The 22969-nt window shown below is 51.6% G+C and carries 23 protein-coding genes and 1 riboswitch; of the genes, 13 read left to right on the forward strand and 10 right to left on the reverse strand.

Features of this window, described 5'->3' with window-relative positions; genetic code table 11:
• The 4 genes from bioF (at position 1) to uvrB (ending at position 5169) form a co-directional block, all read left to right on the forward strand.
• The gene (gene bioF / locus ACMHKJ_RS09795; protein WP_413493503.1) at positions 1 to 1173 is read left to right on the forward strand and encodes an 8-amino-7-oxononanoate synthase; all 1173 of its coding nucleotides are present in this window, start codon (positions 1 to 3) and stop codon (positions 1171 to 1173) included.
• Positions 1139 to 1933, forward strand: a complete 795-nt coding sequence (bioC, locus tag ACMHKJ_RS09800; protein ID WP_413493505.1) for a malonyl-ACP O-methyltransferase BioC — start codon at positions 1139 to 1141, stop codon at positions 1931 to 1933. Before bioF ends, bioC begins: the two co-directional genes overlap by 35 nt.
• On the forward strand, positions 1923 to 2603 hold the full coding sequence (gene bioD / locus ACMHKJ_RS09805) for a dethiobiotin synthase (RefSeq protein ID WP_413493578.1): 681 nt from the start codon (positions 1923 to 1925) through the stop codon (positions 2601 to 2603). The genes bioC and bioD overlap by 11 nt, the downstream gene beginning before the upstream one ends.
• Positions 2604 to 3153: 550 nt before the next feature.
• Positions 3154 to 5169: an excinuclease ABC subunit UvrB gene (uvrB, locus tag ACMHKJ_RS09810; RefSeq protein ID WP_413493506.1), complete on the forward strand. Its 2016-nt coding sequence runs from the start codon at positions 3154 to 3156 to the stop codon at positions 5167 to 5169.
• Here the strand turns inward: uvrB and ACMHKJ_RS09815 are convergent, their stop codons facing one another.
• On the reverse strand, positions 5170 to 6078 hold the full coding sequence (locus ACMHKJ_RS09815) for a gluconeogenesis factor YvcK family protein (protein WP_413493508.1): 909 nt from the start codon (positions 6076 to 6078) through the stop codon (positions 5170 to 5172).
• Between the two features lie 153 nt (positions 6079 to 6231).
• The gene (locus tag ACMHKJ_RS09820; protein WP_413493510.1) at positions 6232 to 7179 is read right to left on the reverse strand and encodes an AEC family transporter; all 948 of its coding nucleotides are present in this window, start codon (positions 7177 to 7179) and stop codon (positions 6232 to 6234) included.
• A gap of 46 nt (positions 7180 to 7225) precedes the next feature.
• Here ACMHKJ_RS09820 and ACMHKJ_RS09825 point away from each other — a divergent pair, with 46 nt between their 5' ends.
• From ACMHKJ_RS09825 to ACMHKJ_RS09850, 6 genes are all read left to right on the forward strand, one after another.
• Positions 7226 to 7876, forward strand: coding sequence for a GNAT family N-acetyltransferase (locus ACMHKJ_RS09825; protein WP_413493511.1), 651 nt, complete (start codon positions 7226 to 7228; stop codon positions 7874 to 7876).
• Between the two features lie 301 nt (positions 7877 to 8177).
• Positions 8178 to 8328, forward strand: a riboswitch (molybdenum cofactor riboswitch).
• Entirely contained in the window at positions 8316 to 9299 is a 984-nt protein-coding gene (gene moaA, locus ACMHKJ_RS09830) for a GTP 3',8-cyclase MoaA (protein WP_413493513.1), read from the forward strand. Its footprint overlaps the riboswitch before it by 13 nt.
• 25 nt (positions 9300 to 9324) lie before the next feature.
• Positions 9325 to 9804: a cyclic pyranopterin monophosphate synthase MoaC gene (gene moaC, locus ACMHKJ_RS09835; RefSeq protein ID WP_067405422.1), complete on the forward strand. Its 480-nt coding sequence runs from the start codon at positions 9325 to 9327 to the stop codon at positions 9802 to 9804.
• Entirely contained in the window at positions 9801 to 10046 is a 246-nt protein-coding gene (gene moaD / locus ACMHKJ_RS09840; protein WP_413493515.1) for a molybdopterin synthase sulfur carrier subunit, read from the forward strand. The genes moaC and moaD overlap by 4 nt, the downstream gene beginning before the upstream one ends.
• Before the next feature lie 3 nt (positions 10047 to 10049).
• A complete protein-coding gene (gene moaE, locus ACMHKJ_RS09845; RefSeq protein WP_413493517.1) occupies positions 10050 to 10505 on the forward strand; it encodes a molybdopterin synthase catalytic subunit MoaE in 456 nt (151 codons plus the stop codon).
• Positions 10506 to 10705: 200 nt separating this feature from the next.
• A complete protein-coding gene (locus ACMHKJ_RS09850) occupies positions 10706 to 11416 on the forward strand; it encodes a Bax inhibitor-1/YccA family protein (protein WP_413493519.1) in 711 nt (236 codons plus the stop codon).
• A 63-nt stretch (positions 11417 to 11479) separates the two neighbouring features.
• On the opposite strand, the gene ACMHKJ_RS09855 is transcribed toward ACMHKJ_RS09850, so the two are convergent.
• Genes ACMHKJ_RS09855 through ACMHKJ_RS09880 form a run of 6 tightly spaced genes read right to left on the reverse strand, consistent with a single transcriptional unit; the run spans position 11480 to position 18127 of the window.
• Positions 11480 to 12364, reverse strand: a complete 885-nt coding sequence (locus ACMHKJ_RS09855) for an aminoglycoside phosphotransferase family protein (RefSeq protein WP_413493521.1) — start codon at positions 12362 to 12364, stop codon at positions 11480 to 11482.
• A gap of 37 nt (positions 12365 to 12401) precedes the next feature.
• Positions 12402 to 13499 carry an ABC transporter permease gene (locus ACMHKJ_RS09860; RefSeq protein WP_413493523.1) on the reverse strand — a complete coding sequence of 366 codons (1098 nt, stop codon included), beginning with the start codon at positions 13497 to 13499 and terminating at the stop codon, positions 12402 to 12404.
• Positions 13500 to 13509: 10 nt separating this feature from the next.
• Positions 13510 to 14658, reverse strand: a complete 1149-nt coding sequence (locus tag ACMHKJ_RS09865) for an ABC transporter permease (protein WP_413493525.1) — start codon at positions 14656 to 14658, stop codon at positions 13510 to 13512.
• Positions 14655 to 16400: an ATP-binding cassette domain-containing protein gene (locus tag ACMHKJ_RS09870; RefSeq protein ID WP_413493580.1), complete on the reverse strand. Its 1746-nt coding sequence runs from the start codon at positions 16398 to 16400 to the stop codon at positions 14655 to 14657. The genes ACMHKJ_RS09865 and ACMHKJ_RS09870 overlap by 4 nt, the downstream gene beginning before the upstream one ends.
• A 3-nt stretch (positions 16401 to 16403) precedes the next feature.
• The gene (hlyD, locus tag ACMHKJ_RS09875; protein WP_413493582.1) at positions 16404 to 17393 is read right to left on the reverse strand and encodes a secretion protein HlyD; all 990 of its coding nucleotides are present in this window, start codon (positions 17391 to 17393) and stop codon (positions 16404 to 16406) included.
• 47 nt (positions 17394 to 17440) lie between these two features.
• Positions 17441 to 18127 carry a CerR family C-terminal domain-containing protein gene (locus tag ACMHKJ_RS09880; protein WP_413493527.1) on the reverse strand — a complete coding sequence of 229 codons (687 nt, stop codon included), beginning with the start codon at positions 18125 to 18127 and terminating at the stop codon, positions 17441 to 17443.
• A 215-nt stretch (positions 18128 to 18342) separates the two neighbouring features.
• Between ACMHKJ_RS09880 and rhlE the strand changes: the two genes are divergently transcribed.
• The 3 genes from rhlE to ACMHKJ_RS09895 all read left to right on the forward strand — a co-directional run bounded on the left by rhlE (position 18343) and on the right by ACMHKJ_RS09895 (position 21112).
• A complete protein-coding gene (gene rhlE / locus ACMHKJ_RS09885) occupies positions 18343 to 19695 on the forward strand; it encodes an ATP-dependent RNA helicase RhlE (RefSeq protein WP_413493528.1) in 1353 nt (450 codons plus the stop codon).
• 16 nt (positions 19696 to 19711) lie between these two features.
• Entirely contained in the window at positions 19712 to 20704 is a 993-nt protein-coding gene (gene dusC / locus ACMHKJ_RS09890; RefSeq protein WP_413493530.1) for a tRNA dihydrouridine(16) synthase DusC, read from the forward strand.
• A 159-nt stretch (positions 20705 to 20863) separates the two neighbouring features.
• The gene (locus tag ACMHKJ_RS09895; protein ID WP_413493532.1) at positions 20864 to 21112 is read left to right on the forward strand and encodes a GlsB/YeaQ/YmgE family stress response membrane protein; all 249 of its coding nucleotides are present in this window, start codon (positions 20864 to 20866) and stop codon (positions 21110 to 21112) included.
• A gap of 649 nt (positions 21113 to 21761) precedes the next feature.
• Here the strand turns inward: ACMHKJ_RS09895 and sseA are convergent.
• Together sseA and ACMHKJ_RS09905 are read right to left on the reverse strand one after the other, a co-directional pair.
• Entirely contained in the window at positions 21762 to 22601 is an 840-nt protein-coding gene (gene sseA, locus ACMHKJ_RS09900; RefSeq protein ID WP_413493534.1) for a 3-mercaptopyruvate sulfurtransferase, read from the reverse strand.
• A gap of 32 nt (positions 22602 to 22633) precedes the next feature.
• Positions 22634 to 22783 carry a hypothetical protein gene (locus tag ACMHKJ_RS09905; protein WP_413493536.1) on the reverse strand — a complete coding sequence of 50 codons (150 nt, stop codon included), beginning with the start codon at positions 22781 to 22783 and terminating at the stop codon, positions 22634 to 22636.
• Between the last annotated feature and the right edge of the window lie 186 nt (positions 22784 to 22969).

Genomic DNA, 22969 nt, shown 5'->3' on the forward strand with positions numbered 1-22969 from the left:
ATGTGGCAAACTTTTCTTTCTGATCGCCTGAAGCAGGCGCACCAGCAGGACGCCGTGCGTGTGCGCGAAGCCAACAGCGGCGCAGACGGGCGGACAGTCCTCATAAATGACCGGCGGGTGATTAATTTTTCCGGCAATGATTATCTCGGTCTGAGCCGCCATCCGGCAGTGATCCGCGCCTGGTGCGACGGCACGGCACAATTTGGTATCGGCTCCGGCGGCTCCGGACATGTCACCGGCTACACAACTGCACATCAGTCACTGGAACAGATGCTGGCAGACTGGCTGGGATTTGACCGGGCAATTTTGTTTGTCTCCGGGTTCAGCGCAAACCAGGCGGTGATCACCGCACTGATGCAGGCCGGCGATCATCTGATTTGTGACAAACTCGCGCATGCATCAATCATGGAAGCCGCGATGCATTCACCGGCTGAATTTACCCGGTTTCATCATAATGATACCGCCCATCTGAGCACCCGGCTGAGCCGGACTCAGCACAAGAGCGGCAAAACGCTGGTGATCACGGAAGGGATCTTCAGCATGGACGGGGACACGGCACCACTGCGTGAGATCGGCACACTCACCCGGCAGCACAATAGCTGGCTGATGGCAGATGATGCGCACGGAATTGGTGTTTGCGGCGCAGAGGGCAGAGGATCCTGTGATGCCGCCGGGATACATCCGGATATCCTGATTGTCACCTTCGGCAAAGCGGTCGGTGTCAGCGGTGCTGCCGTGCTGTGCAATGCGCAGACGGCGGATTACCTGACACAATATGCCCGCCATCTTATCTACAGCACCACATTTCCTGCCGCCCAGGCCTGTGCGCTGTATGCGGCAATTCAGGAAATTCAGTGTGGTGATCTTTTGCGCGAACAGCTTGCAGACAATATCCGTACTTTCCGTCAGCAGGCGGCACATCTGCCTTTGCAACTGTTGCCGTCATCTTCCGCTATCCAGCCGCTGATCGCCGGGGATAATGCCACAGCGCTGGCACTCTCGCACTATTTGCAGGCGCGCGGCTTGTGGGTGAAAGCTATCCGCCCGCCAACAGTGCCGCCGGGCACAGCGCGCTTGCGTATCACAATCACCAGCGCCCATCAGAAAGCGGATATCACCTTACTTACGGAGGCGCTGGATGCATTCTGCTGTCAATATCGTCCCGGTGAATAAAGCGGCGGTTGCCGCCGCATTCGGGCGTGCGGCGGGGCAATATGATGCTGTCGCACATCTCCAGCAGCAGACCGGGAAACACCTGTACAGCCTGACGAAACAAAGGCTCTGTCCGCAATCACTGACACAGTTGCACGGGCTGGATGCCGGGTGCGGCACAGGTTTTCTCAGTGAGCAATGGAAAGCGGAGTGCGGATCGATCACCGCGTTTGATCTGTCACCGGCAATGCTGGCACACGCCCGCGCGCAGCAACGCGCAAGCTGTTATGTTCAGGGCGATATTGAACAGCTGCCGTTTGCGGATAATCAGTTTGATTTCTGTTTCAGTAATCTTGCGGTGCAATGGTGTGATTCCCTGAGCGCCGCACTGGCCGGGTTGTTTCGTGTTACGCGTGCGGGTGGCACGGTGGCATTTTCCACCCTCAGCACCGGCTCATTAGCCGAGCTTAATCAGGCATTTTCCTGTGTTGACAGCGCGCGCCACGCCAACGGCTTTCTGAGCAGGGATGCTATCCGGGCTGCCTGTCTGCCATATCATCATACTCTGTCTGAAGTGCAATACCGGCTTACCTTTTCATCTCTGCCTGCACTATTACACTCACTCAAGGGAATTGGTGCGACGCGTGTACATCAGGGGCGAAGCGCCGGGCTGATGACGCGCAATAAGCTGGCACAGCTTGCGGCGCACTATCCGGCAGAAAACGGGGCATACCCGCTCAGTTACAGTATTCAGTACGGAGTTATTCATGTTGAAAAATAATTGGTTTTTAACCGGCACAGATACAGATGCCGGAAAAACGGTGGTCAGTTGTGCACTGTTACAGGCAGCAAAGAAACAGGGATTCCGCTGCGCGGGGTACAAACCGGTTGCATCCGGCAGTGAAATGACGGCTGACGGGCTGCGTAACAGTGATGCACTGGCGTTGTGGCGTAATACAGTGGTACCGGTCAGTTATGAAGAGATAAACCCGTACACCTTTGCAGAGCCGACGTCACCGCACATTGTTAGTGAGCTGACGCAAACGCCGGTTGATTTTGCCGTAATGACCGCCGGATTATATGCACTGAATCAGCGGGCTGACTGGGTGTTAACAGAAGGCGCGGGGGGCTGGTTTACGCCGCTCTCACAGACTCAGACCTATGCGGATTGGGCAATACAGATGCAGATGCCGGTTATTTTAGTGGTGGGTGTGAAGCTCGGCTGTATTAACCACGCGCTGCTGACAGTACAGGCGATACAGCAGGCAGGGCTGCGGCTGGCGGGCTGGGTGGCAAATGAAGTCACACCACCGGGTGCTTATCAGACGCAATATCTGGAGACGCTCACGCGGCTTATCCCTGCTCCTTGCATGGGTAAGCTGCCGCATCTTCCTGATCCGCTGCAGTATGATTTATCGGGCTACATGAATATTTGTCTGCCGGAGGTATAACTCCCGGTTCTGCTGTCACCGGGCGGATCCTGCCGGGATCACGGTTAATCTTCCGTCCGGTAGTTTTTAATCAGGAAAAAATCCTGAAATATATTTTCAGATTGTGCTGAAAGTGACAGTTTTATGAAGTCACGATGTCACGCAAGCACCCATTCCCAAACGACTTTATTAAGTTATCCACCATTTCTGTGGATAACCCTGTGCATTAACTTTAGAAAACTCACGCCGACCTTGCAAATACGCGGCTTTCACTGACATTGTTGTAAAATCGGGCTTTTGTGATTTATTGTTAAATTACAATAAGATAAATAAAAGCAAGAGCGGTTCCGCGGGAAAAATAACGACTGGTTAATGGTGCATCAAAATTCAGCATATTTTAAAATTGCAAGAGGTTTTTTTTGGGGATAACTGTGTCTGAGCAATATAATTTTCCGGGGTTTTGCAAGCAAAAAATAACAAAATTACGGATTTTTTATACCGGGGCTTGAAGCTGGTTTTTTATCCAGTATCATAGTCTCCCTATTCGCGCAGGATTCGGGCAGGGGAGCTCATGAGCAAACAATTTAAACTGCATTCTGACTTTAAACCGGCCGGTGACCAGCCGGAGGCAATTGCAAAGCTGGTGGAAGGTCTGGAAGACGGACTGGCGCATCAGACACTGCTGGGCGTGACCGGTTCCGGGAAAACGTTCACCATTGCCAATGTGATTGCCACACTCAACCGCCCGACCATGATTATGGCGCCGAACAAAACCCTTGCGGCGCAGCTTTACAGCGAACTCAAAGATTTTTTTCCTGAGAATGCGGTGGAGTATTTTGTTTCTTACTATGATTATTATCAGCCGGAAGCCTATGTACCCAGCTCGGATACCTTTATCGAGAAAGATGCATCGGTCAATGAACACATCGAGCAAATGCGTCTTTCTGCAACTAAAGCTCTGCTGGAGCGCCGTGATGTTGTCGTGGTCGCGTCTGTTTCGGCGATTTACGGGCTGGGCGACCCTGACAGCTACCTGAAAATGATGCTGCATCTCTCTGAAGGGATGATCATTGATCAGCGCTCGATCCTGCACCGCTTGTCTGATATTCAGTACACCCGCAACGATCAGGCTTTCCAGCGCGGGACATTCCGCGTACGCGGTGAAGTGATCGACATCTTTCCGGCGGAATCGGATGATTATGCGCTGCGTGTGGAGCTGTTTGATGATGAAGTTGAGCGCCTCTCCCTGTTTGATCCGCTGACCGGGCATATTCATTACGGCGTGCCACGCTATACTGTGTACCCGAAAACACACTATGTGACCCCGCGCGAACGCATTGTTGATGCTATGGAAGGCATTAAAGTTGAGCTGGCGGACCGGCGCAAAGTTCTGATCGAAAATCATAAATTGGTGGAAGAACAGCGGTTATCACAGCGGACACAGTTTGATCTGGAAATGATGAATGAGCTGGGTTACTGCTCAGGCATTGAAAACTATTCGCGCTATCTCTCCGGGCGCAAGACGGGGGAATCGCCGCCGACACTGTTTGACTATCTGCCGGCAGACGGTCTGCTGGTGATTGATGAATCTCACGTTACTATTCCGCAGATTGGCGGGATGTATAAAGGCGACCGCTCGCGTAAAGAAACGCTGGTGGAGTACGGTTTTCGTCTGCCGTCGGCGCTGGATAACCGCCCGATGCGCTTTGAAGAGTTTGAAGCACTTGCGCCGCAGAGTATTTATGTCTCCGCGACACCCGGAAAATACGAAGCAGAAAAATGCGGCACTGATGTGGTGGAGCAGGTTGTTCGCCCTACCGGGCTGCTTGACCCGATAATTGAAGTGCGTCCGGTCACCACCCAGGTGGATGATTTATTGTCAGAAATCCGTATAAGGGCCGTGAAAAATGAGCGAGTGCTGGTTACCACACTGACTAAACGGATGGCGGAAGATCTGACTGAATACCTGGAAGAGCATGGCGAGCGGGTGCGCTATCTCCACTCGGACATTGATACTGTCGAGCGCGTGGAAATCATCCGTGACCTGCGCCTGGGTGAGTTTGATGTGCTGGTGGGGATAAACCTGCTGCGTGAAGGGCTGGATATCCCTGAAGTCTCGCTGGTGGCGATTCTGGATGCGGATAAAGAAGGGTTCCTGCGCTCCGAGCGCTCGCTCATTCAGACCATCGGACGTGCTGCCCGTAACCTGCACGGCAAAGCGATCCTCTACGGTGATAAAATTACAGCATCTATGGCGAAAGCGATTGAAGAAACCGATCGCCGCCGTGAGAAGCAGATCGAGTTTAATAAAGAACACGGTATTGTGCCGACCGGGCTGAATAAGAAAGTCGGCGATATTCTTAAAATTGGTCAGGGATCGGCGGGGGCCAAAAATAAAGGTAAAGGGAAGGGGAAAGCGGCGGATACACAGGATTACCAGCGCCTGTCACCGAAAGAACTGGAACTTAAAATTCAGGAGCTGGAAACTCAGATGTACCGGCATGCACAGGATCTGGAGTTTGAGCTGGCGGGTGAAGTGCGTGATCAGCTACAGGCTCTGCGTATGCTGTTTATTGCCAATTCCTGATCACGGCAGCAGGCTGATAGTTTTGTTCAGTGCATCCGACAGCAACTGACGGTCATGGCGGTACGGCACATCTTTCGCTTCCAGTACTTCCTTGACTATCAGCCGGTCGCGGACATCGCTGGTATCAATATGCGGCGCACAGAGAATGGCATCAATACGCGGGCGCCCGATACGGCGCTCGATAACAGCAATTTTTTCACTCAGGGAGAGTGACGCCGCAGCCTGGCTGAGCTCTTTACCCAGGTTCTCAATATAGATCATCGGTGCCTGATTGAAATTAATGGCTTTGGTAAAATCGGGCAGCAGCATCAGCGGCATCAGGCTGGTAAAAAAACTGCCCGGCCCGATAATGATCAGATCAGCACGGCTGATGGCATCCAGTGCTTCTTTAGTGGCTTTGACTGACGGGAAAAGCTGTAATTCCTGTGGCGGAAAGCGCAATTGATCAACATTCACTTCACCGTAAACTTCATTGCCTTCATTATCAATAGCCATCAAATCAACCGGTGTTTCTGACATCGGGATAAGCTTCGCCCTTACTTTCAGCATATTACGGATGAGGTTAATAGCATCCAGCGGGCGTACACTCATGTTATCGAGGGCTTTGAGAATAAGATTCCCGAGATTGTGCCCTGACAGCTCACCGTTACCGCTGAAACGGTACTCAAACATTGTCGAGGCAATAGAAGGCTCAGTTATCATCTGATTCAGGCAGTTACGCATATCACCCCACGCAATTCCGCCCTCAGCACGGCGGATACGCCCGGTGGATCCGCCGTTGTCTGTCGTTGTCACCACACCGGTTAACCGCGATCCCAGAACATTAAGGCAGGACATCACCCGACCCAGGCCATGACCCCCGCCTAAAGCAACAACATGTTCCAGCGAAGTGAGTGTGCGGCTTTCCATCGTGTTTATGTATTCCCTGAGTCTTCATATTTATTTGCGCGGTAATCTACCATAAAATCTGATTTTTCGCGTCACGATACTGTTATTTATCAAACTAAGGTCAAACTAAAGTCAGGCTCAGGTCAAATTCGGATCAATGAGAAAGGGAAATTATCAGTGAAGTACGTAGATAAACCCGCCTAATGTCAGGACGGACATAATCGTACTGAAAAATAACGTCGATGCCATCTCCTGCTGCGCGATTCTGTATTGAACGGCCAGTATGATACAGATAGAGGCGCTCGGGATAGCCAGGGTGATCACCGTCATATTAAGTGACTGCGCGTCGACTGCAAAAGCAGAGCCAATCAGCAAAATTACCAGCGGCAGCAGAATATTTTTGCTGATAACCGACAGCGCAACAGTCATATTAAATGTTACTTTAAATGAATACAGTATTACCCCGCACGCAAACAGAGCAACCCCGCCGGTTGCGTTACCGAGCAATTGCAGTGAGCCGTTTATCGCAGCCGGGATGCGCACATCACACAGCAACAGCACAAACGCGGCGGCAGGCGCCCAGACCATCGGCTCTTTAATCGTGGATAATAAATTAGCGCCAAGCGTAACGGGTTTTGCCGCAGGCGCATTGCCGGCTGCGGGCTGGCTGTGACGGGCAAGCACAATCAGTGTTACCGGGCTCAGGATCAAATTCAGGATAATCCCGGTAAATGCGATAGGGATGGTGCTGACTTCACCGAACAGATGCCCCAGAACCGGGATCCCGACAAAGGGAGCCGCAGGTGCGCTGATGGCAAGGGCTTGTAATGCGGCAATCGCCGGCGGGCGGCGGAAGATCACGGCAGCGATAAAAAACGTGATGAGATACGCACCGGCCATCCCGGCAAGTAGTAACACACCCATCACCCAGTCGCTGAGCAGTACATCACGGGAAATCCCCATGATCCCGGCAAACAGTGTCAGCGGGAGTGCATATAACATGATCATCCGGTTCAGTGTTGCGCCTTGTGAGGCATCAAAATCCCGGTGCCAGCCGGCAAAAAAACCAAGCAGCAGTGTGACGACAATCGGCAGCAGGGCAGCAATAATGGTTTCAGTCATGAGAGAGTCCGGTGTGTTTCCTAAGTGAAATTCATTAGAATCCGGTATGAACAAAAAATCAACTGCTCAATATGAGTACGCCACCCGCTGGTATAACGATCGCTCGCATGGTAAGAGTGTAGTAACAATAATAACAACGGACTTAAAACACACCATGAATGACCTGACGTGTACTATCCCGGCTCTGGAAACGGAGCGACTTATTTTGAGTGCGCACCGGAAAACGGATCATAAAGATGTGGCCGCCTTATGGGCAGACCGCACCGTGACGCACTATATTATGGCGGGACAGCGCTCCACGTCGCGCGACAGCTGGATGCGCATGCTGTCATACCTCGGATTATGGCCGTTACTGGGATATGGGTACTGGGCGGTCAGAGATAAAAGAACCGGTCGTTATATGGGCGATATCGGTTTTGCTGATTTTTACCGCGAACTGGATACGGATATCAGCCAATATCCGGAAGCGGGCTGGGTATTTTCGCCATGGGCGCAGGGACAGGGTTATGCAGGAGAAGCATTGGATGCCATTCTGAACTGGCTGAAAAATGTACGCGGTATCAATGAGTGCGTTTGTATTATTTCTCCGGATAATCAGCCGTCAGTAAATCTGGCTGAGCGTCATGGTTTCCGGCAAAAAGAAATACTGGGTATGGACTATAAATCCGTTATTTTATATCACCTTACAATCGATTAACCAAGGTAAGGCGGATAACTGCGTCAGATCAAGAAATCAGCAGATAGTTTTCCGGTAAATCAGGTCAGTTTATGGTCATTTACCGGTCTGTATTTGTTAATTATTATCACTATGTATTTTCTAATTATATGAAAGATATTGTGAAAATTTCGTTATGCCGCGCATTGTTGTTTTATTTCTCCTGTGAAACAAATACCCGGTAACTCGTTGTATAATATAATATATAGCGTATTTATCATGGCAATTAGCCAATGGCAACGCTAGAATCAATTCACTTAGCGTGGTTATTAACTTTATTAATGACAACGATTAACTCCTAGCCTTCACACCTACGTTTCAGGTCAGACCGGAAATAGGGTGCGCTGGCCGTGACTCTGCTTGCAGAGCCACCAGGGTGCAGGATAGAAATGTCCGCATCTCCCGTATTTGGAAAGGTGTTATGACAGAACAATTGATTGATCCCTTTGCGCGGAAATTTTATTACCTGCGCCTCTCCGTCACAGACGTATGCAATTTCCGTTGCAACTATTGTCTGCCTGATGGTTATAAACCTGATGGTCACAAATCCTTTCTTTCTCTCGGCGAAATCCGCCGGGTTACCCGTGCATTTGCTGAACTGGGGACGGAAAAAATTCGTCTGACCGGCGGCGAGCCGACCATGCGCCGTGATTTCACAGAGATAGTTGCAGCCATCAATGAAAATAAAAATATCCGCACTATTGCGGTGACCACCAATGGTTACCGGATGGCGCGTAATATCCGTGAATGGAAAGACGCCGGGCTGACTGCGGTGAATGTCAGTGTCGACAGTCTTGACCCCCGCCAGTTTCAGGCTATCACCGGGCAGGATAAATTCATGCAGGTGATGAGTGGTATCGATGCCGCCTTTGATGCGGGTTTTGAGAAAGTGAAAGTGAATGTGGTGCTGATGAAAGATGTGAATGACATCCATCTGCCCGCATTTCTTAACTGGATCAAAGATCGCCCGATTCAGCTGCGCTTTATTGAACTGATGGAAACCGGTGACGGCAGTGACACATTCCGCCGTTTTCATATCTCCGGCAATGTTATCCGCGCCCGCCTGTTACAGGCAGGCTGGCAGCAACAGGCGCGTTCACGCAGCGACGGCCCGGCACAAGTCTTCAGTCATCCGGATTATCAGGGCGAAATCGGTCTGATTATGCCTTATGAAAAAGATTTTTGTCAGAGCTGCAACCGCCTGCGCGTTTCCGCTATCGGCAATCTGCATTTGTGTCTGTTCGGTGAACAGGGGATCACGCTGCGTGACCTGCTGGCTGAAGACGGACACGACGATGAGCTGAAAGCACGCCTTCAGCGCGCCCTGCAACACAAACGCGAAACCCACTTTCTCCATCAGGGAGACAGTGGTATGACCCCGAATTTATCTGTCATCGGCGGCTGATCCGCCGGCAGCATCAGGAGTTTATATGTCTCAACTCACCCATATCAATGCGGCGGGCGAAGCCAACATGGTGGATGTCTCCGGTAAACAGGAAACGGTCCGCGAGGCGCGCGCCGAAGCCTTTATCACCATGGATGCCGCCACCTTACAGATGATTATTGATGGCAACCATCACAAAGGTGATGTCTTTGCGACCGCCCGCATAGCCGGTATTCAGGCGGCAAAACGCACCTGGGATTTGATCCCGCTGTGTCACCCGCTGATGCTGAGCAAAGTGGAAGTGCAGTTAAGTGCGCAAACTGAATTTTCCCGTGTGCGTATTGAATCCTGCTGCCGTCTGACCGGCAAAACCGGCGTGGAAATGGAAGCCCTGACAGCCGCCTCTGTGGCAGCGCTGACTATCTATGACATGTGCAAGGCGGTACAGAAGGATATGGTTATCGGCCCTGTCCGGTTACTGGAAAAGAGCGGCGGAAAATCAGGTCACTTTAAGGCGGATGCATGATTACAGTGCTGTTTTTCGCGCAGGTGCGCGAGCTTATCAATACAGATGAACTGTCCCTGGCGAGTGAGTACGCCACCGCTGAAGATTTGCGCCGCGCGCTGAGTGAGCGCGGCGATCGCTGGGCGCTCGCACTGGCGTCCGGTAAATTATTATGTGCGGTAAATCAGTCATTTGTACCGTTATCTCATCCGTTACAGGATGGTGATGAAGTGGCGTTTTTCCCGCCGGTTACCGGAGGCTGAGAGATGAACAATACCCGGATTGCCGTTCAGGCAGACAATTTCAGTGTCGGCGAAGAATATCAGTGGCTGGCAGGCTGTGCTGATGATGGTGCGGTCGTGACCTTTACCGGTAAAGTCCGCAATCATAACCTGGGTGATAATGTGGCTGCTCTGACACTGGAGCACTATCCCGGCATGACGGAAAAGGCGCTGGCGGATATTGTATTGCAGGCGCGTGAGCGCTGGGAATTGCAGCGGGTCACGCTTATCCACCGGGTCGGCAGTCTTTATCCTAATGATGAGATTGTGTTTGTCGGCGTCAGTGCCGCTCACCGCGGCATGGCATTTGAGGCGGCAGAATTTCTGATGGATTACTTAAAAACCCGCGCACCTTTCTGGAAAAAAGAAACCTTACCGCAAGGTGGGGAACGTTGGGTTGATGCCAGAGAAAGTGACCAAAAAGCCGCAGATCGCTGGTAAATTAATACAGATAGCCGCCGTTTCACCGTATTTTTACCGGATGCTGAGCATTGCGTTAAAAATTCCGGCAATATGTAAAGAAAATGGATCGGTTTCCTGACAGTTTGCCTGCTGGCAACGCCCTCTTTATGTGATAATCTATAGCCTTGGTCGTTTATCATCCGATAAACAATTTGATACAGATGAAAGGGTTATCCATCATGGACCGATTTCCTCGTTCTAACGGCTCGATAGTTTCACAAGCGGGCGCCGGTATTCAGGCTTACATGGCCCAGGTTTATGGCTGGATGGCTGTGGGTCTGGTACTGACGGCATTTGTTGCCTGGTATTCATCCGGCTCTGAAGCCATTATGAGCCTTGTTTTCTCCAGCAAAATCACCTTTTTCGGGCTGATCATCGCACAGCTGGCACTGGTCTGGGTTATCTCCGGCATGGTTGAGCGCCTGAGCGCTTCCGCGGCGACCGGGCTGTTTATGCTCTATTCGGCACTGACGGGGCTGACACTCTCCAGTATTTTTATCGTTTATACTGATGCCTCTATCGTCAGCACCTTTTTTATCACCGCGGGGATGTTCGGTGCGCTGAGTATTTACGGCTACACCACCAAGCGCAGCCTGTCCGGAATGGGTAACTTCCTGTTCATGGGGCTGATTGGTATTATCATCGCGTCACTGGTGAATATCTGGCTGAAAAGCGAAGGTATGACCCTGATCATCACCTATATCGGTGTGATCGTGTTTGCCGGTCTGACCGCGTATGACACACAGAAACTGCGTAACCTGGGTGAGCAGATTGACAGTAATGACAAAGACACCATGCGCCGCTATGCGATTGTGGGTGCGCTGTCACTGTATCTGGACTTCATCAACCTGTTCCTGATGCTGCTGCGCCTCATGGGCGACCGCCGCTAATCACGATACAGAAAATAGCGTTATGACAAAAAACCGGTTCATTCAGAACCGGTTTTTTTATGTTTACAGATTGGGCTGCGTGGCATCACTGATAATCTGTTCCAGTGTCCGTGCTGCCTGCCGGGCTTCTGTCACATTGGTATTGTGTGGATTGATACTGACGATCAGCGCCTTCCACAGCGCCCAGGCCATGGCTCTTTCCCTGGTGGCGTCATCGGTTTGCAATGTATCAAAAAATACTCTGCGGCTCTGTGCGTCAAAGAATGTCCACGCCATCACAAAATCGCAGGCAGGATCGCCTGTGCCGAGTTGCCCGAAATCAATCACCGCCTGCAGGCGGTTGTTCGCAGTGAGCAGATTACCCGCACTGATATCGCCGTGAACCCAGACTGGCGGGGATGTCCAATGAGAATCAAGTCCCTTTTCCCATGTTTTTTCAAGCAGCGCGCAGTGAGTCTGAGCGCTTAGTTGTGTCAGCGCATGGCGGGTTTCACTGTTATAAACAGCTAAATCACCGCCCCGGTAAAAATTGTGTGATCCGGCGGGCGGGCCGCCGCTGGCATCAATTTTCTGAAACTCATTAAGAAAATGAGCCAGATCGCGGGCAAATCCTGTTTTGTCTGCTGGTGGGTATGCTGCCACCGTTTCACCCGGGATCCAGCGGTAAACTGACCACGGAAAAGGATAGATTTCCGATGGTTTTCCGACTGCGAGCGGTACGGGGATACGAACTGATAATTTAGTCGCCAGACGCGCAAGCCATTGCTGCTCTTTGCTTACCTGACCTGCATAATCCGCAGATGACGGCAGGCGGATCAGCATTTCGTCACCCAGGTGAAATGTCCGGTTATCCCAGCCGCTGGTTGCCACCGGTGATACAGGCAGGTCAGCCCACTGCGGATACTGTTCAGCGATAAGTTTTCCGGCAAGGGTGGTATCAATAACCACTATTATTGTGCTCCTGTTTATTTTCTGTCCGTGATTTTTACGCAACCTTGCGCCGGAACAAGGTATATGCGGCAGTGCCGGTAATAACGGCGATCACCAGCAGCGGCCAGAGGCTTTGCCAGATCACAGTGAAACCGGCATCTTTCAGGTAAATCTGTTTGGTGATTTCATTGAAATGACGGATGGGATTTATCCAGGTGATATGTTGCAGCCACAGCGGCATGTTTTCCACCGGCGCAATATAACCGGAAAGCAGCACGGCGGGCATCATAAAGACAAATACACCGATAAACGCCTGCTGCTGCGTGGCGGAAAGGGCGGAGATAAGCAGCCCGAAGCCGACCAGTGATAAGCCGTACAGACTCATGGTGAAGTAGAACAGGAGCAGTGAGCCGGAGAAGGGGATTTGATAGGCGAAAATGCCGATCACCAGCACAATACTGGCCTGTGCCGTTGCCACAATCAGCGCCGGAACCGCTTTGCCGACAAAAATCTCACCTGTGGTGAGCGGGGAAACCAGTAACTGATCCAGCGTGCCCTGTTCCCGTTCACGGGCAACAGACAGAGACGTTACAATCATCACGCCGATAGTGGTTATCAGCGCCACCAGAGAGGGCACGATAAACCATTTGTAATCCAGATTCGGATTGTACCAGTTGCGCACCACCAGCTCACTGGTGACGGCTTGCGGCATACGTTCCTGCTGATAATTTGCCACTATCTGTTGCACATAATTTGCGGCGATCTGCGCACTGTTTGAGTTTCGCCCGTCCAGCAGTATTTGTAATTGTGCAGGCGTTTTTGCTGCCAGATGTGCGCTGAAATTCTGCGGGAAGTGCACTAAAAGCAGCGACTGCCGGTTATCTATTGCCTCACGCACTTCCTGCCTGTTCTGTAATAGCAAGACCTGTGAAAACGCACTCGCTTTGGCGAACTGCTGAGTCAGTTCAACAGACGCCGCGCCTTTGTCTTCATCATAAATAGCGATTGTCGCGTTGGTAACTTCCAGGGTGGCGGCGAGCGGAAACAAAATCATCTGAAAAATCACCGGCACTATCAGGATGGTTCTGGTCTGCCGCTCGCGCAGAAGAAGCTGTAATTCTTTAATAATTAAGGTGAAAATCCGGTGAAACATTGTTTTCTCCTTAATCCAGCCGGCGGCGGGTTTTCAGCGCTGTCAGCCCGATAAACACAATGGCGGACAGAACCAGCATGATCAGATTGGCGATAATCACCGGCATGATATTGCCTGCCAGAAAGAGAGTTTGCAGGCTTTCGACAAAATAGCGTGCCGGTATTACCCGGGTCACGGCTTGCACCGCAAGCGGCATACTGTCGATTTCAAACACAAAGCCGGACAACATAATCGCGGGTAAAAATGCGGCATTCAGGGAGATCATCGCCGCATTGAATTGATTGCGCGTAATGGTGGAGATGAGCAATCCCATACCGAGCGCCGTAGCGAGGTAAAGCGAAGTCACCAGCGCCAGCAGCCACAACGAGCCATGGTAGGGCACGCCGAGCAGATAAACGGTCACCAGCATACAAAGTACCATCACAAAGCTGCCGAGCACCTGATACGGCAACAGCTTGGACAGCAACAGCTCTGTTTTCGTTACTTGTGTGGAGAGCAGCGCTTCCATGGTACCGCGCTCCCACTCGCGGGCGATCACCAGAGAGGTCAGAATCGCGCCGACCACGGTAATAATAATGCTGATAGCGCCCGGGATAATAAAATGCTGACTGATGGCGGCGGGGTTAAACCAGTAGCGCAGGCGGATATCTATCAGCGGCGGGCTGCTGATCCCCGCATCCTGTGCGCGTTGCTGTTTCCAGACCTGCCAGACACCTGTGGCGTAGCCCTGCATAAAGTTAGCGGTATTCGGCTCGCTGCCGTCCGTGATTATCTGAATCGGCGCGATATCATCCTGACGGGCAAGACGCTTATCAAAATCTACCGGGATCACCACAATGCCGCGGATATGCCCGGCCTGAAGTTTATCAATCAATTCATGGCGGTTATCACTGAGGGTGGCATCAATAAAAGGTGAGCCGGTAAAGGCGTGGATAAGCTCCTGCGCCGGTTCACTTTGTTGATTAACCAGGATACCAATGCGCAGTTTTGATGAGTCCAGGTTAATACCATAGCCAAAAATAAACAATAAAATCAGCGGAATAACAATCGCTATCAGCGCGCTGGACGGGTCACGGACAATCTGTTTGCTCTCTTTAATGCATAATGCCCGCAGGCGGCGCCATGAAAAGCCTGAAGGTGAAGCGGGTTGCCGGTTCATGATGCCTCCTCCGGTGTGTGCTCTTTATCATATTGTTCGACCAGCCCGATAAACGCATCCTCCATTGAAGGATCAGGATGGGCGTCACTTGCCACACCGGCTTTCAACTGATCGGGTGTTCCGGCGGCTATAATTTTGCCGTGATAGACCAGTCCGATACGGTCACAATATTCCGCTTCATCCATAAAGTGAGTCGTTACCATTACGGTTACGCCTTTATCCACCATACCGTTGATATGCAGCCAGAATTCCCGGCGGGTGAGCGGATCAACCCCGGAGGTCGGTTCATCGAGAAACAGAATATCCGGTTCATGCATCAGTGCGCAGGCGAGTGCCAGCCGCTGTTTAAAACCAAGCGGCAGATCTTCTGTGGTCTGGCGCAGGATCGGATCAAAATTGAAGGTGCTGACCATATCCGCAATTTTTTGTTTCTGCACTTTACCGCGCAGCCCGTATACACCGGAGAAAAATGTCAGGTTCTGTGCGACGGTCAGGTTACCGTACAGTGAGAATTTCTGTGCCATATACCCCAGGCGGCTGCGGGCTTTGGCGGAACTGGTTTTCAGATCCAACCCCAGTACAAGTGCGCGTCCGGATGTCGGGATCATCAGCCCGCACATCATTTTAAAGGTGGTGGATTTCCCTGCACCATTCGGACCGAGCAGACCAAAAATCTCCCCGCGTTTTACCTGAAAATCCACATGATCGGTGGCGGCAAAATCCCCGAATTTTTTGGTAAGACTGATGGCCTCAATAACGGTTTCGTCCGGTGCGGCAGGAATTTGCGGCATAATTTGTGCCAGTGCGGAGCGATGAGAAGGGCCGCCGCCGAGCAGATCGATAAAGGCATCCTCAAAACGGGGTTTTGCCGTCTGCAATTCTGCATCCGGGCAATTCAGTGCGTTGAGCAGGGCGCGGGTATCTGTCTGTGGTTTTACGATCAGGCGGACATAACGCCCCTGAATAACACCGTCTGTCACATCCGGCTGAACTAATGCCTCCTGCAACAAACGCCGCCGTTCTGCGGGTTGAGTTGCCAGCAAAAATGAGCGTCCGCTCATGGTTTCTGTCAATTTTTCCGGTTTGCCCTCATAGAGCAGTTTGCCCTGATTCAGCAGCAGCACATCGCGGCACTGTTCTGCTTCATCCAGATAAGAGGTACTCCAGAGGATCAGCATACCGTCATCTGCCAGCGTGTGAACCATGCGCCACAGCTCGCGGCGGGCGATAGGATCAACCCCGACACCCGGCTCATCGAGCAGTAATACCTGCGGCTGCCCGAGAAGGGTGCAGGCCAGTCCCAGCTTCTGTTTCATTCCGCCGGAAAGCTTCCCTGCCATGCGCCCGGTAAAATGTGTGAGATCAGTAAAGGTAAGCAGACGATCAAAGGTGTTCGGCTGTTCAGATTGAGGCAACCCGCGCAGCTCAGCATATAAACGGAGATTTTCCATCACCGTCAGGTCTTCATACAGCCCGAATTTCTGCGGCATATAACCGAGCCGGGCGCGCAGCGCGACACTGTCAGTGATCGGGTCAAACCCGGCTACGCGGATCTCGCCGCTGTCCGGTTTCAGCAGTCCGGCGAGCATACGGATAAGCGTGGTTTTTCCGGCGCCGTCAGGACCTGCCAGCCCGGTAACACCGCCGCCGGAAATTGTGGTACTCAGCCGGTCAACTGCCGGACTGTTCAGTCCGGGGAAGTTTTTTTCTACTCCATTCAGGGTGATTGTGATGTCTGACATCATTTATCCCTGCGGCTGTTCACTGTCAAAACGGACAGTTACCGGCATTCCCTGACGCAGCAGCGGATCGGCATCTGTCACCACAATGCGCAGGCGATAAACGAGATCGGTGCGCAGCGCCGGGGTTTCAACCGATTTCGGGGTAAATTCAGCCGTCGGAGAAACAAACCCGACATGCCCGTGATACGGCTGACCGGGGCGGCTGTCAGTCTCCAGCAGAACCGCGCGTCCGGGCTGTGCCTGTCCCAGCTCACTTTCACTGACATAAGCACGCACCCAGACAGGATTGGTCAGGGAGAGGGTAAAAACAGTACTGCCTGCAGGTAAAATTGTACCCGGTTCAATGGCGCGGGTAAGAATAGTGCCGTCAGCAGGCGCGGTAAGGCGGGTATCCGCCAGATCCAGTTTTGCCTGTGCAACAGCAGCTTCTGCTTGTTTCAGTTGCCCGCGGGCTTGTTCTATCTCTTCTTTGCGAAATCCGTTTTCCAGCTGCATCAGTTTATCCTGCGATGCTTTCAGAGCGGCTTCAGCCTGATCCCGCTGATTACGGGCATTTTCCAGGTCATTGGCTGAAATCGCCTTGCTTTGCATCAGCCCGGACTGACGCTGATAAAATTGCCGGGCAAACTGTGCGGCAGCGGTATTACGGGCGACATCGGCTTTTGCCTGTGCAATTTCTTCCGTGCGGTAGCCGGTTTCCATCATGGATAACGCGGCCTGTGCGCTGTCACGTACACCTTCTGCTTTGAGCAGCGCGTGGCGGTAGGGCGCATCATCAAGCGCGCCCAGAAGGTCACCGGTCTTAACCACGGCACCTTCATCCACATTCAGGGATTGCAGTCTGCCGCTCACGCGAAAACCGGGGCTGACTGTCCGGATATCCACATTGCCGTACAGCGCCACCGGCCCGGATGGTCGCGACTGCCACCAGTACCAGCCTGCGGCACTGATCAGTAAAATCAGAATAATGATGAATGATCCTGCTCTTTTCATTGGCGTCATGAATTCATTTCCCGTCCGTTATTGGCCTGTGTGATGCATCAAGCCAGATAATGTTCCTTCAACCCGTTTAATATCAGCCGGATATGTTCGCTGAGTACTGCATTTATCATCTCATACTCTTTTTCACCGATATTATCCCAGCCCGCCTGGCGCAGAAGTGTCTCCCGCGCCAGCCGGAAAGATAAAATCTCTCCCATGATGGCATGGGTATGGATAAGAGTATTTATATGCCCGTCCGGCAAACCGGTATATAATGCCACCAATCTGGCCTGGCGTGAAAAAATAAGGGCGAGGGCGTTTTCATGAATAATCGTATACGCTTTTGTCGGAATAAGCTGTTCGCGGGACATTATCCGGCTGATATTAATGTTGTTTTTTTTCAGTACCAGATCGTTATACGCAAGAAAACTCAGTTCAATCAGTTGCAGACAGCGCGTTTCATCCTGCTCATTGTGGTCCTGTGACAAAAATATATCTATTTCTTCAATGACAGGACTGAATTCATCACGGATAATGTCTGCAATATATTGCGCTACTGCCAGATATAAGCCATCTTTAGAGCCGAAATAATAAGCAATAGCCGCGATATTTTGATCAGCACGTTGTGCAATCTGGCGAGTAGTGGCACTATTTGGGCCGTTTAGTCCGAAAATCTCAATAGCGGCTTCCAGTAAAGCCTGTTTGGCGTGTTCGCCGCGAGGCGTATTAGTCGTGTTGACTGACATAGCGTATATCCTTATGGGTGTGTCGGCATAAACGAGTGATCAATCATGTGATTAAACTTTATGCTCATCGTTATATATTGTAAATGAGCAGAAACAAACGGATTGATCAGGTACGTATTTTATCGATATTTCTTCCGGAGTGACGGATTAATTTTCGACATTCAATCATCAGCAGGCCCCGCAGACAAATCACCGGGGCGGAGTCTTAACAATTCATGAGTTTTTCATCCTTACCATTATGCCCGGAAATTCTGAAGGCCGTCGAAGAGATGGGCTACGAACAGCCAACCCCGATTCAGTTACAGGCCATTCCTAAAGTACTGGCCGGTCACGATTTATTAGCAAGCGCACAAACCGGTACAGGGAAAACCGCCGGTTTTACCTTACCTATCCTGCAATATTTAGAGGATAATCCGCGCAAAGGCGGCGGACGCCCTGTCCGTGCGCTTATTTTATCGCCAACCCGTGAACTGGCGGCGCAAATCGGCGAAAATGTCCGTGAATACAGCCGTCACCTGCGCACACGTTCGCTGGTGGTTTTCGGCGGTGTGAGCATCAATCCGCAAATGATGAAACTGCGCAGCGGCGTGGATATTCTGATCGCGACCCCGGGTCGCCTGTTGGATCTGGAACATCAGCGCGCGGTTGACCTGTCGAAAGTTGAAATTTTAGTACTGGATGAAGCCGACCGCATGTTGGATATGGGCTTTATTCATGATATCCGCCGTGTTATCAATAAATTACCGGCAAAACGTCAGAATTTACTGTTCTCCGCGACCTTCTCCAACGGCATCAAATCGCTGGCGAACACTATCCTGAACAATCCGGTTACGGTAGAAGTTGCACCGCGTAACAGTGCATCACAGCAGATCACGCAGTTTGTGCATCTGGTGGACAAAAAGCGTAAAGCTGAATTACTGGCGCATCTGATTGGCCGTGATAACTGGGAACAGGTACTGATTTTCACCCGTACTAAGCACGGCGCAAACCGTCTGGCTGAGTTCCTGAGTGACAGCGGCATCAAAGCAGCAGCAATCCACGGTAATAAATCCCAGGGTGCAAGAACCCGCGCACTGGCTGATTTCAAAAGTGGCGGCATTCGTGCCCTGGTGGCAACGGATATCGCAGCCCGCGGACTGGATATTGAACAACTGCCGTATGTGGTGAACTATGAACTGCCGAATGTGGCAGAAGATTATGTCCACCGTATCGGACGTACCGGACGCGCGGAAGCCACCGGTATGGCATTATCACTGGTATGTATTGATGAGCACGAATTATTACGTGACATCGAAAACCTGCTGAAAAAACCAATCGAGCGCATGGCAGAACCGGGCTATGAGCCGGATCCGTCTATCAAAGCTGAGCCTATCCAGAAAGCTAAACAAGGTCGTGGCGGCGGCGGTCGTTCTTCAGGTCCCCGTCAGGGCGGACAAGGTCGTGATCGTGGTGCAGAAGGGCGCAGCAATTCAAACAGCGGCGACAAACGCCCGGCGCGTCCGCGTCAGCAAAAACCACGCAGCACCTCATCCGACTCCGGCAGCCCCTGGGGCAACCGCGGTAAATAACGGACCAGGTTGACTGATGCGTGTACTGTTAGCACCAATGCAGGGGGTCTTAGACCCCCTTGTTCGTCATTTGCTGACTGAAGTGAATGATTATGATCTTTGCATCACCGAGTTTGTCCGTGTGGTGGATATGCTGCTGCCGGAAAAAGTCTTTTTCCGCATCTGTCCGGAATTGGCGCACGGTGGTGTAACAGCATCCGGAACACCGGTTCGTGTGCAATTGCTGGGACAGTATCCGCAGTGGCTGGCAGAAAATGCCGCGCGTGCGGCGGAACTCGGCTCGCAGGGTGTTGATCTCAACTGCGGTTGTCCGTCAAAAATGGTCAACGGCAGCGGCGGCGGGGCAACCCTGCTTAAAGATCCTGAACTGATTTATCAGGGCACCCGGGCTATCCGCGCAGCGGTTCCCTCACATCTCCCCGTCTCTGTAAAAATCCGCCTCGGCTGGAGCAGCAGTGAGCACCAGTTTGAGATAGCGGACGCCGTTGAACAGGGCGGTGCAACTGAAATCACGGTACACGGACGAACCAAAGAAGCAGGATACCGCGCTGAGCTTATCGACTGGCCGGCAATCGGGGCTATCCGTCAGCGTTTGTCCATCCCGGTGACCGCCAATGGCGAAATCCTGGATTGGCAGAGTGCGCAAAACTGCGCAGCCGTCACCGGCTGTGATTCCCTGATGCTCGGGCGTGGTGCTCTGAATGTGCCGAATCTCAGCCGTGTGGTGAAACACAACAGCCCGTTTATGCCGTGGGCAGATGTGGTTGCATTGCTGCATCACTACACACAACTGGAAAAACAGGGTGATACAGGGCTGTATCATATGGCGCGGATCAAACAGTGGTTCAGTTATCTGCACAAGGCCTATCCTGAAGCTGAATCGCTCTTTTCTGTTATTCGTACACTGAAAGATTGTCCGTCTATTGCGCAGGCAATTTCCCGTGAGCGGGATAACCTGTCTGTACCCTTATTCATTCAAACCCCAGGTTCGTTGGCCGCACTCAGATAGCCGCCTGCCTGCATCCTGAATGACATTGGTATATTTACGATCAGAATGCATAAAATTTGCATTTTACTGTGTATCGCACTTTAATTAACAGATAAGCTACAATTAACTGAGACACAACGTTTTCTGAATCCGTCTATATACATACAGCTGGAGGTACTAATGAATTTTCTGTCCTGGATTATCTTTGGTCTGATTGCAGGGGTACTGGCTAAATGGGTTATGCCCGGAACCTATAATATCGGTTTTATTATGACAATCATATTAGGGGTTGCCGGCTCTGTAGTCGGGGGATATATCAGTGTCTTTTTCGGCAAAGGGCGTGTAGACGGGTTTAATTTCGGTAGTTTTGTCGTGGCCGTTATCGGTGCCATGGTGGTGTTATTTCTGGCAGGTAAATTTGTCGGCTGAATGATAGCCGGTTAAATCATAGTTATGGGCTGATACCACAGCAAAAAGCAGTAAGACGTTAAGTATGCCGGGGCAGACAGCTGCTCCGGCATTTTTATACCCTTATTCATTCAAACTGCAGGTTCGTTGGCTACGCTCAGCCAGCCGGGTCACATACTGATGTATGCTCCCCATCTATCTTCCCTTGCCGCCTGCCTGCATCCTGAATGACGTTGGGTATACTACCCTTATTGATTCAAACTGCAGGTTCGTTGGCTACGCTCAGCCAGCCGGGTCACATACTGATGTATGCTCCCCATCTATCTTTCCTTGCCGCCTGCCTGCATCCTGAATGACGTTGGGTATACTACCCTTATTGATTCAAACTGCAGGTTCGTTGGCTACGCTCAGCCAGCCGGGTCACATACTGATGTATGCTCCCCGTCTATCTTCCCTTGCCGCCTGCCTGCATCCTGAATGACGTTGGGTATACTACCCTTATTGATTCAAACTGCAGGTTCGTTGGCTACGCTCAGCCAGCCGGGTCACATACTGATGTATGCTCCCCATCTGGCTTCCCTTGCCGCCTGCCTGCATCCTGAATGACGTTGGGCATAGACCTTTATTGATTCAAATTGCAGGTTCGCCGGGAATAAGACAGATAAGTAAATTACGGCTCGATCGGCAGAATATCTGAGCCACCCCATTCAGCCCATGAACCGTCATACAGACGGACATTCTGATGGCCAATGAGTGTCAGTGCGAGAAGCAAAACAGCGGCAGTCATACCGGAGCCGCAGGAGACCACGAGATATTTGCTTAAATCCACTCCGGCGTCACGGAATAGCTGCTGAATCTGTGTCGGGGTTTTGTACATCCCGTTTTCCACCAGTGTATTCCACGGTACATTACAACTGCCCGGGATATGACCCGCACGGACACCGGGACGCGGATCCGGCGTCAGTGCCTGAAAACGATCAGCTGAACGGGCATCGACAATCTGAATTTCCGGGTCGGTAATGGCAAGCAGCACATCATCTTTATTTACCGCATTGTGGCGCTGAAATTCCGGCGAAAATATTTTCGGTACCGGGTGTGCGGTTTCACCGCTTTCTGTGGCATAACCGGCATTTATCCAGCCGTTTAATCCGCTCTGAAGAATCCGTAGATTTTTGACACCAAAGGTTTTCAGTGTCCACCAGGCGCGGGGAGCTGAAAAAAGATTGCCCTGATCATAAATAATCACCGTGGTATCGTTATCAATACCCAGATTGCCTGCGGCCTGCGCGAACATTTCCGGCGACGGCAGCATGTGCGGCAGCGGGGACGCGGTATCAGCCACTTTATCCTGATCAAAATAGTGTGCGCCCGGAATATGGTGCTCAAGCCATAGCTGATAACAATCTGCGGGTTGTGCGGGTGGCGCTTTGCTCACATCGAGAACGACAAGATTGTCGTCATGCAGATGTGTGTGCAGCCAGTCCGGAGTAACAAAATAGTCTCTGTACATCGGAATTAACCTCGTTAGCATGGCGCAGACGGCTACCGTGTTTCGCGGGTGGCGGGTTCCTGCGCCGTGGATGGAGAATCAGGGGCAACTGAACGATTATACATGTTCATCCCGGCAAGAAAAACGCCGCCGAGGGAGCCGAAGGCAAAAATAAAAATGAAAATAATCAATAATTTCTTCATAGAGGCTTTTTACAGTTATCGGGCTGAGCCGGTAAGCCGGCAGAATACAGACAGTATGTTGAACAATTGTAACAAACTTTTGACGAAGCCGTATGCTGAAAATGGGCTGTTTTTCATCAGGGCTGTTTTTACCGGTGCTGATTTTTTTGCTGTAGTGTGAAACAATAGCCCCCTGTTTATTTATCC

Source organism: Morganella psychrotolerans, assembly GCF_965118875.1.
Classification (GTDB): domain Bacteria; phylum Pseudomonadota; class Gammaproteobacteria; order Enterobacterales; family Enterobacteriaceae; genus Morganella; species Morganella psychrotolerans_C.

Coding starts and splice junctions, on each gene's coding strand:
- uvrB (WP_413493506.1), top strand. CDS start 3,154: ATGAGCAAACAATTTAAACTGCATTCTGACTTTAAACCGGCCGGTGAC.
- bioF (WP_413493503.1), top strand. CDS start 1: ATGTGGCAAACTTTTCTTTCTGATCGCCTGAAGCAGGCGCACCAGCAG.
- ACMHKJ_RS09820 (WP_413493510.1), bottom strand. CDS start 7,179: ATGACTGAAACCATTATTGCTGCCCTGCTGCCGATTGTCGTCACACTG.
- moaE (WP_413493517.1), top strand. CDS start 10,050: ATGAACAATACCCGGATTGCCGTTCAGGCAGACAATTTCAGTGTCGGC.
- ACMHKJ_RS09860 (WP_413493523.1), bottom strand. CDS start 13,499: ATGTTTCACCGGATTTTCACCTTAATTATTAAAGAATTACAGCTTCTT.
- ACMHKJ_RS09815 (WP_413493508.1), bottom strand. CDS start 6,078: ATGGAAAGCCGCACACTCACTTCGCTGGAACATGTTGTTGCTTTAGGC.
- ACMHKJ_RS09880 (WP_413493527.1), bottom strand. CDS start 18,127: ATGTCAGTCAACACGACTAATACGCCTCGCGGCGAACACGCCAAACAG.
- moaA (WP_413493513.1), top strand. CDS start 8,316: ATGACAGAACAATTGATTGATCCCTTTGCGCGGAAATTTTATTACCTG.
- ACMHKJ_RS09850 (WP_413493519.1), top strand. CDS start 10,706: ATGGACCGATTTCCTCGTTCTAACGGCTCGATAGTTTCACAAGCGGGC.
- ACMHKJ_RS09895 (WP_413493532.1), top strand. CDS start 20,864: ATGAATTTTCTGTCCTGGATTATCTTTGGTCTGATTGCAGGGGTACTG.
- moaD (WP_413493515.1), top strand. CDS start 9,801: ATGATTACAGTGCTGTTTTTCGCGCAGGTGCGCGAGCTTATCAATACA.
- ACMHKJ_RS09865 (WP_413493525.1), bottom strand. CDS start 14,658: ATGAACCGGCAACCCGCTTCACCTTCAGGCTTTTCATGGCGCCGCCTG.
- ACMHKJ_RS09825 (WP_413493511.1), top strand. CDS start 7,226: ATGAACAAAAAATCAACTGCTCAATATGAGTACGCCACCCGCTGGTAT.
- sseA (WP_413493534.1), bottom strand. CDS start 22,601: ATGTACAGAGACTATTTTGTTACTCCGGACTGGCTGCACACACATCTG.
- moaC (WP_067405422.1), top strand. CDS start 9,325: ATGTCTCAACTCACCCATATCAATGCGGCGGGCGAAGCCAACATGGTG.
- bioC (WP_413493505.1), top strand. CDS start 1,139: ATGCATTCTGCTGTCAATATCGTCCCGGTGAATAAAGCGGCGGTTGCC.
- ACMHKJ_RS09870 (WP_413493580.1), bottom strand. CDS start 16,400: ATGTCAGACATCACAATCACCCTGAATGGAGTAGAAAAAAACTTCCCC.
- rhlE (WP_413493528.1), top strand. CDS start 18,343: ATGAGTTTTTCATCCTTACCATTATGCCCGGAAATTCTGAAGGCCGTC.
- hlyD (WP_413493582.1), bottom strand. CDS start 17,393: ATGAAAAGAGCAGGATCATTCATCATTATTCTGATTTTACTGATCAGT.
- ACMHKJ_RS09905 (WP_413493536.1), bottom strand. CDS start 22,783: ATGAAGAAATTATTGATTATTTTCATTTTTATTTTTGCCTTCGGCTCC.
- dusC (WP_413493530.1), top strand. CDS start 19,712: ATGCGTGTACTGTTAGCACCAATGCAGGGGGTCTTAGACCCCCTTGTT.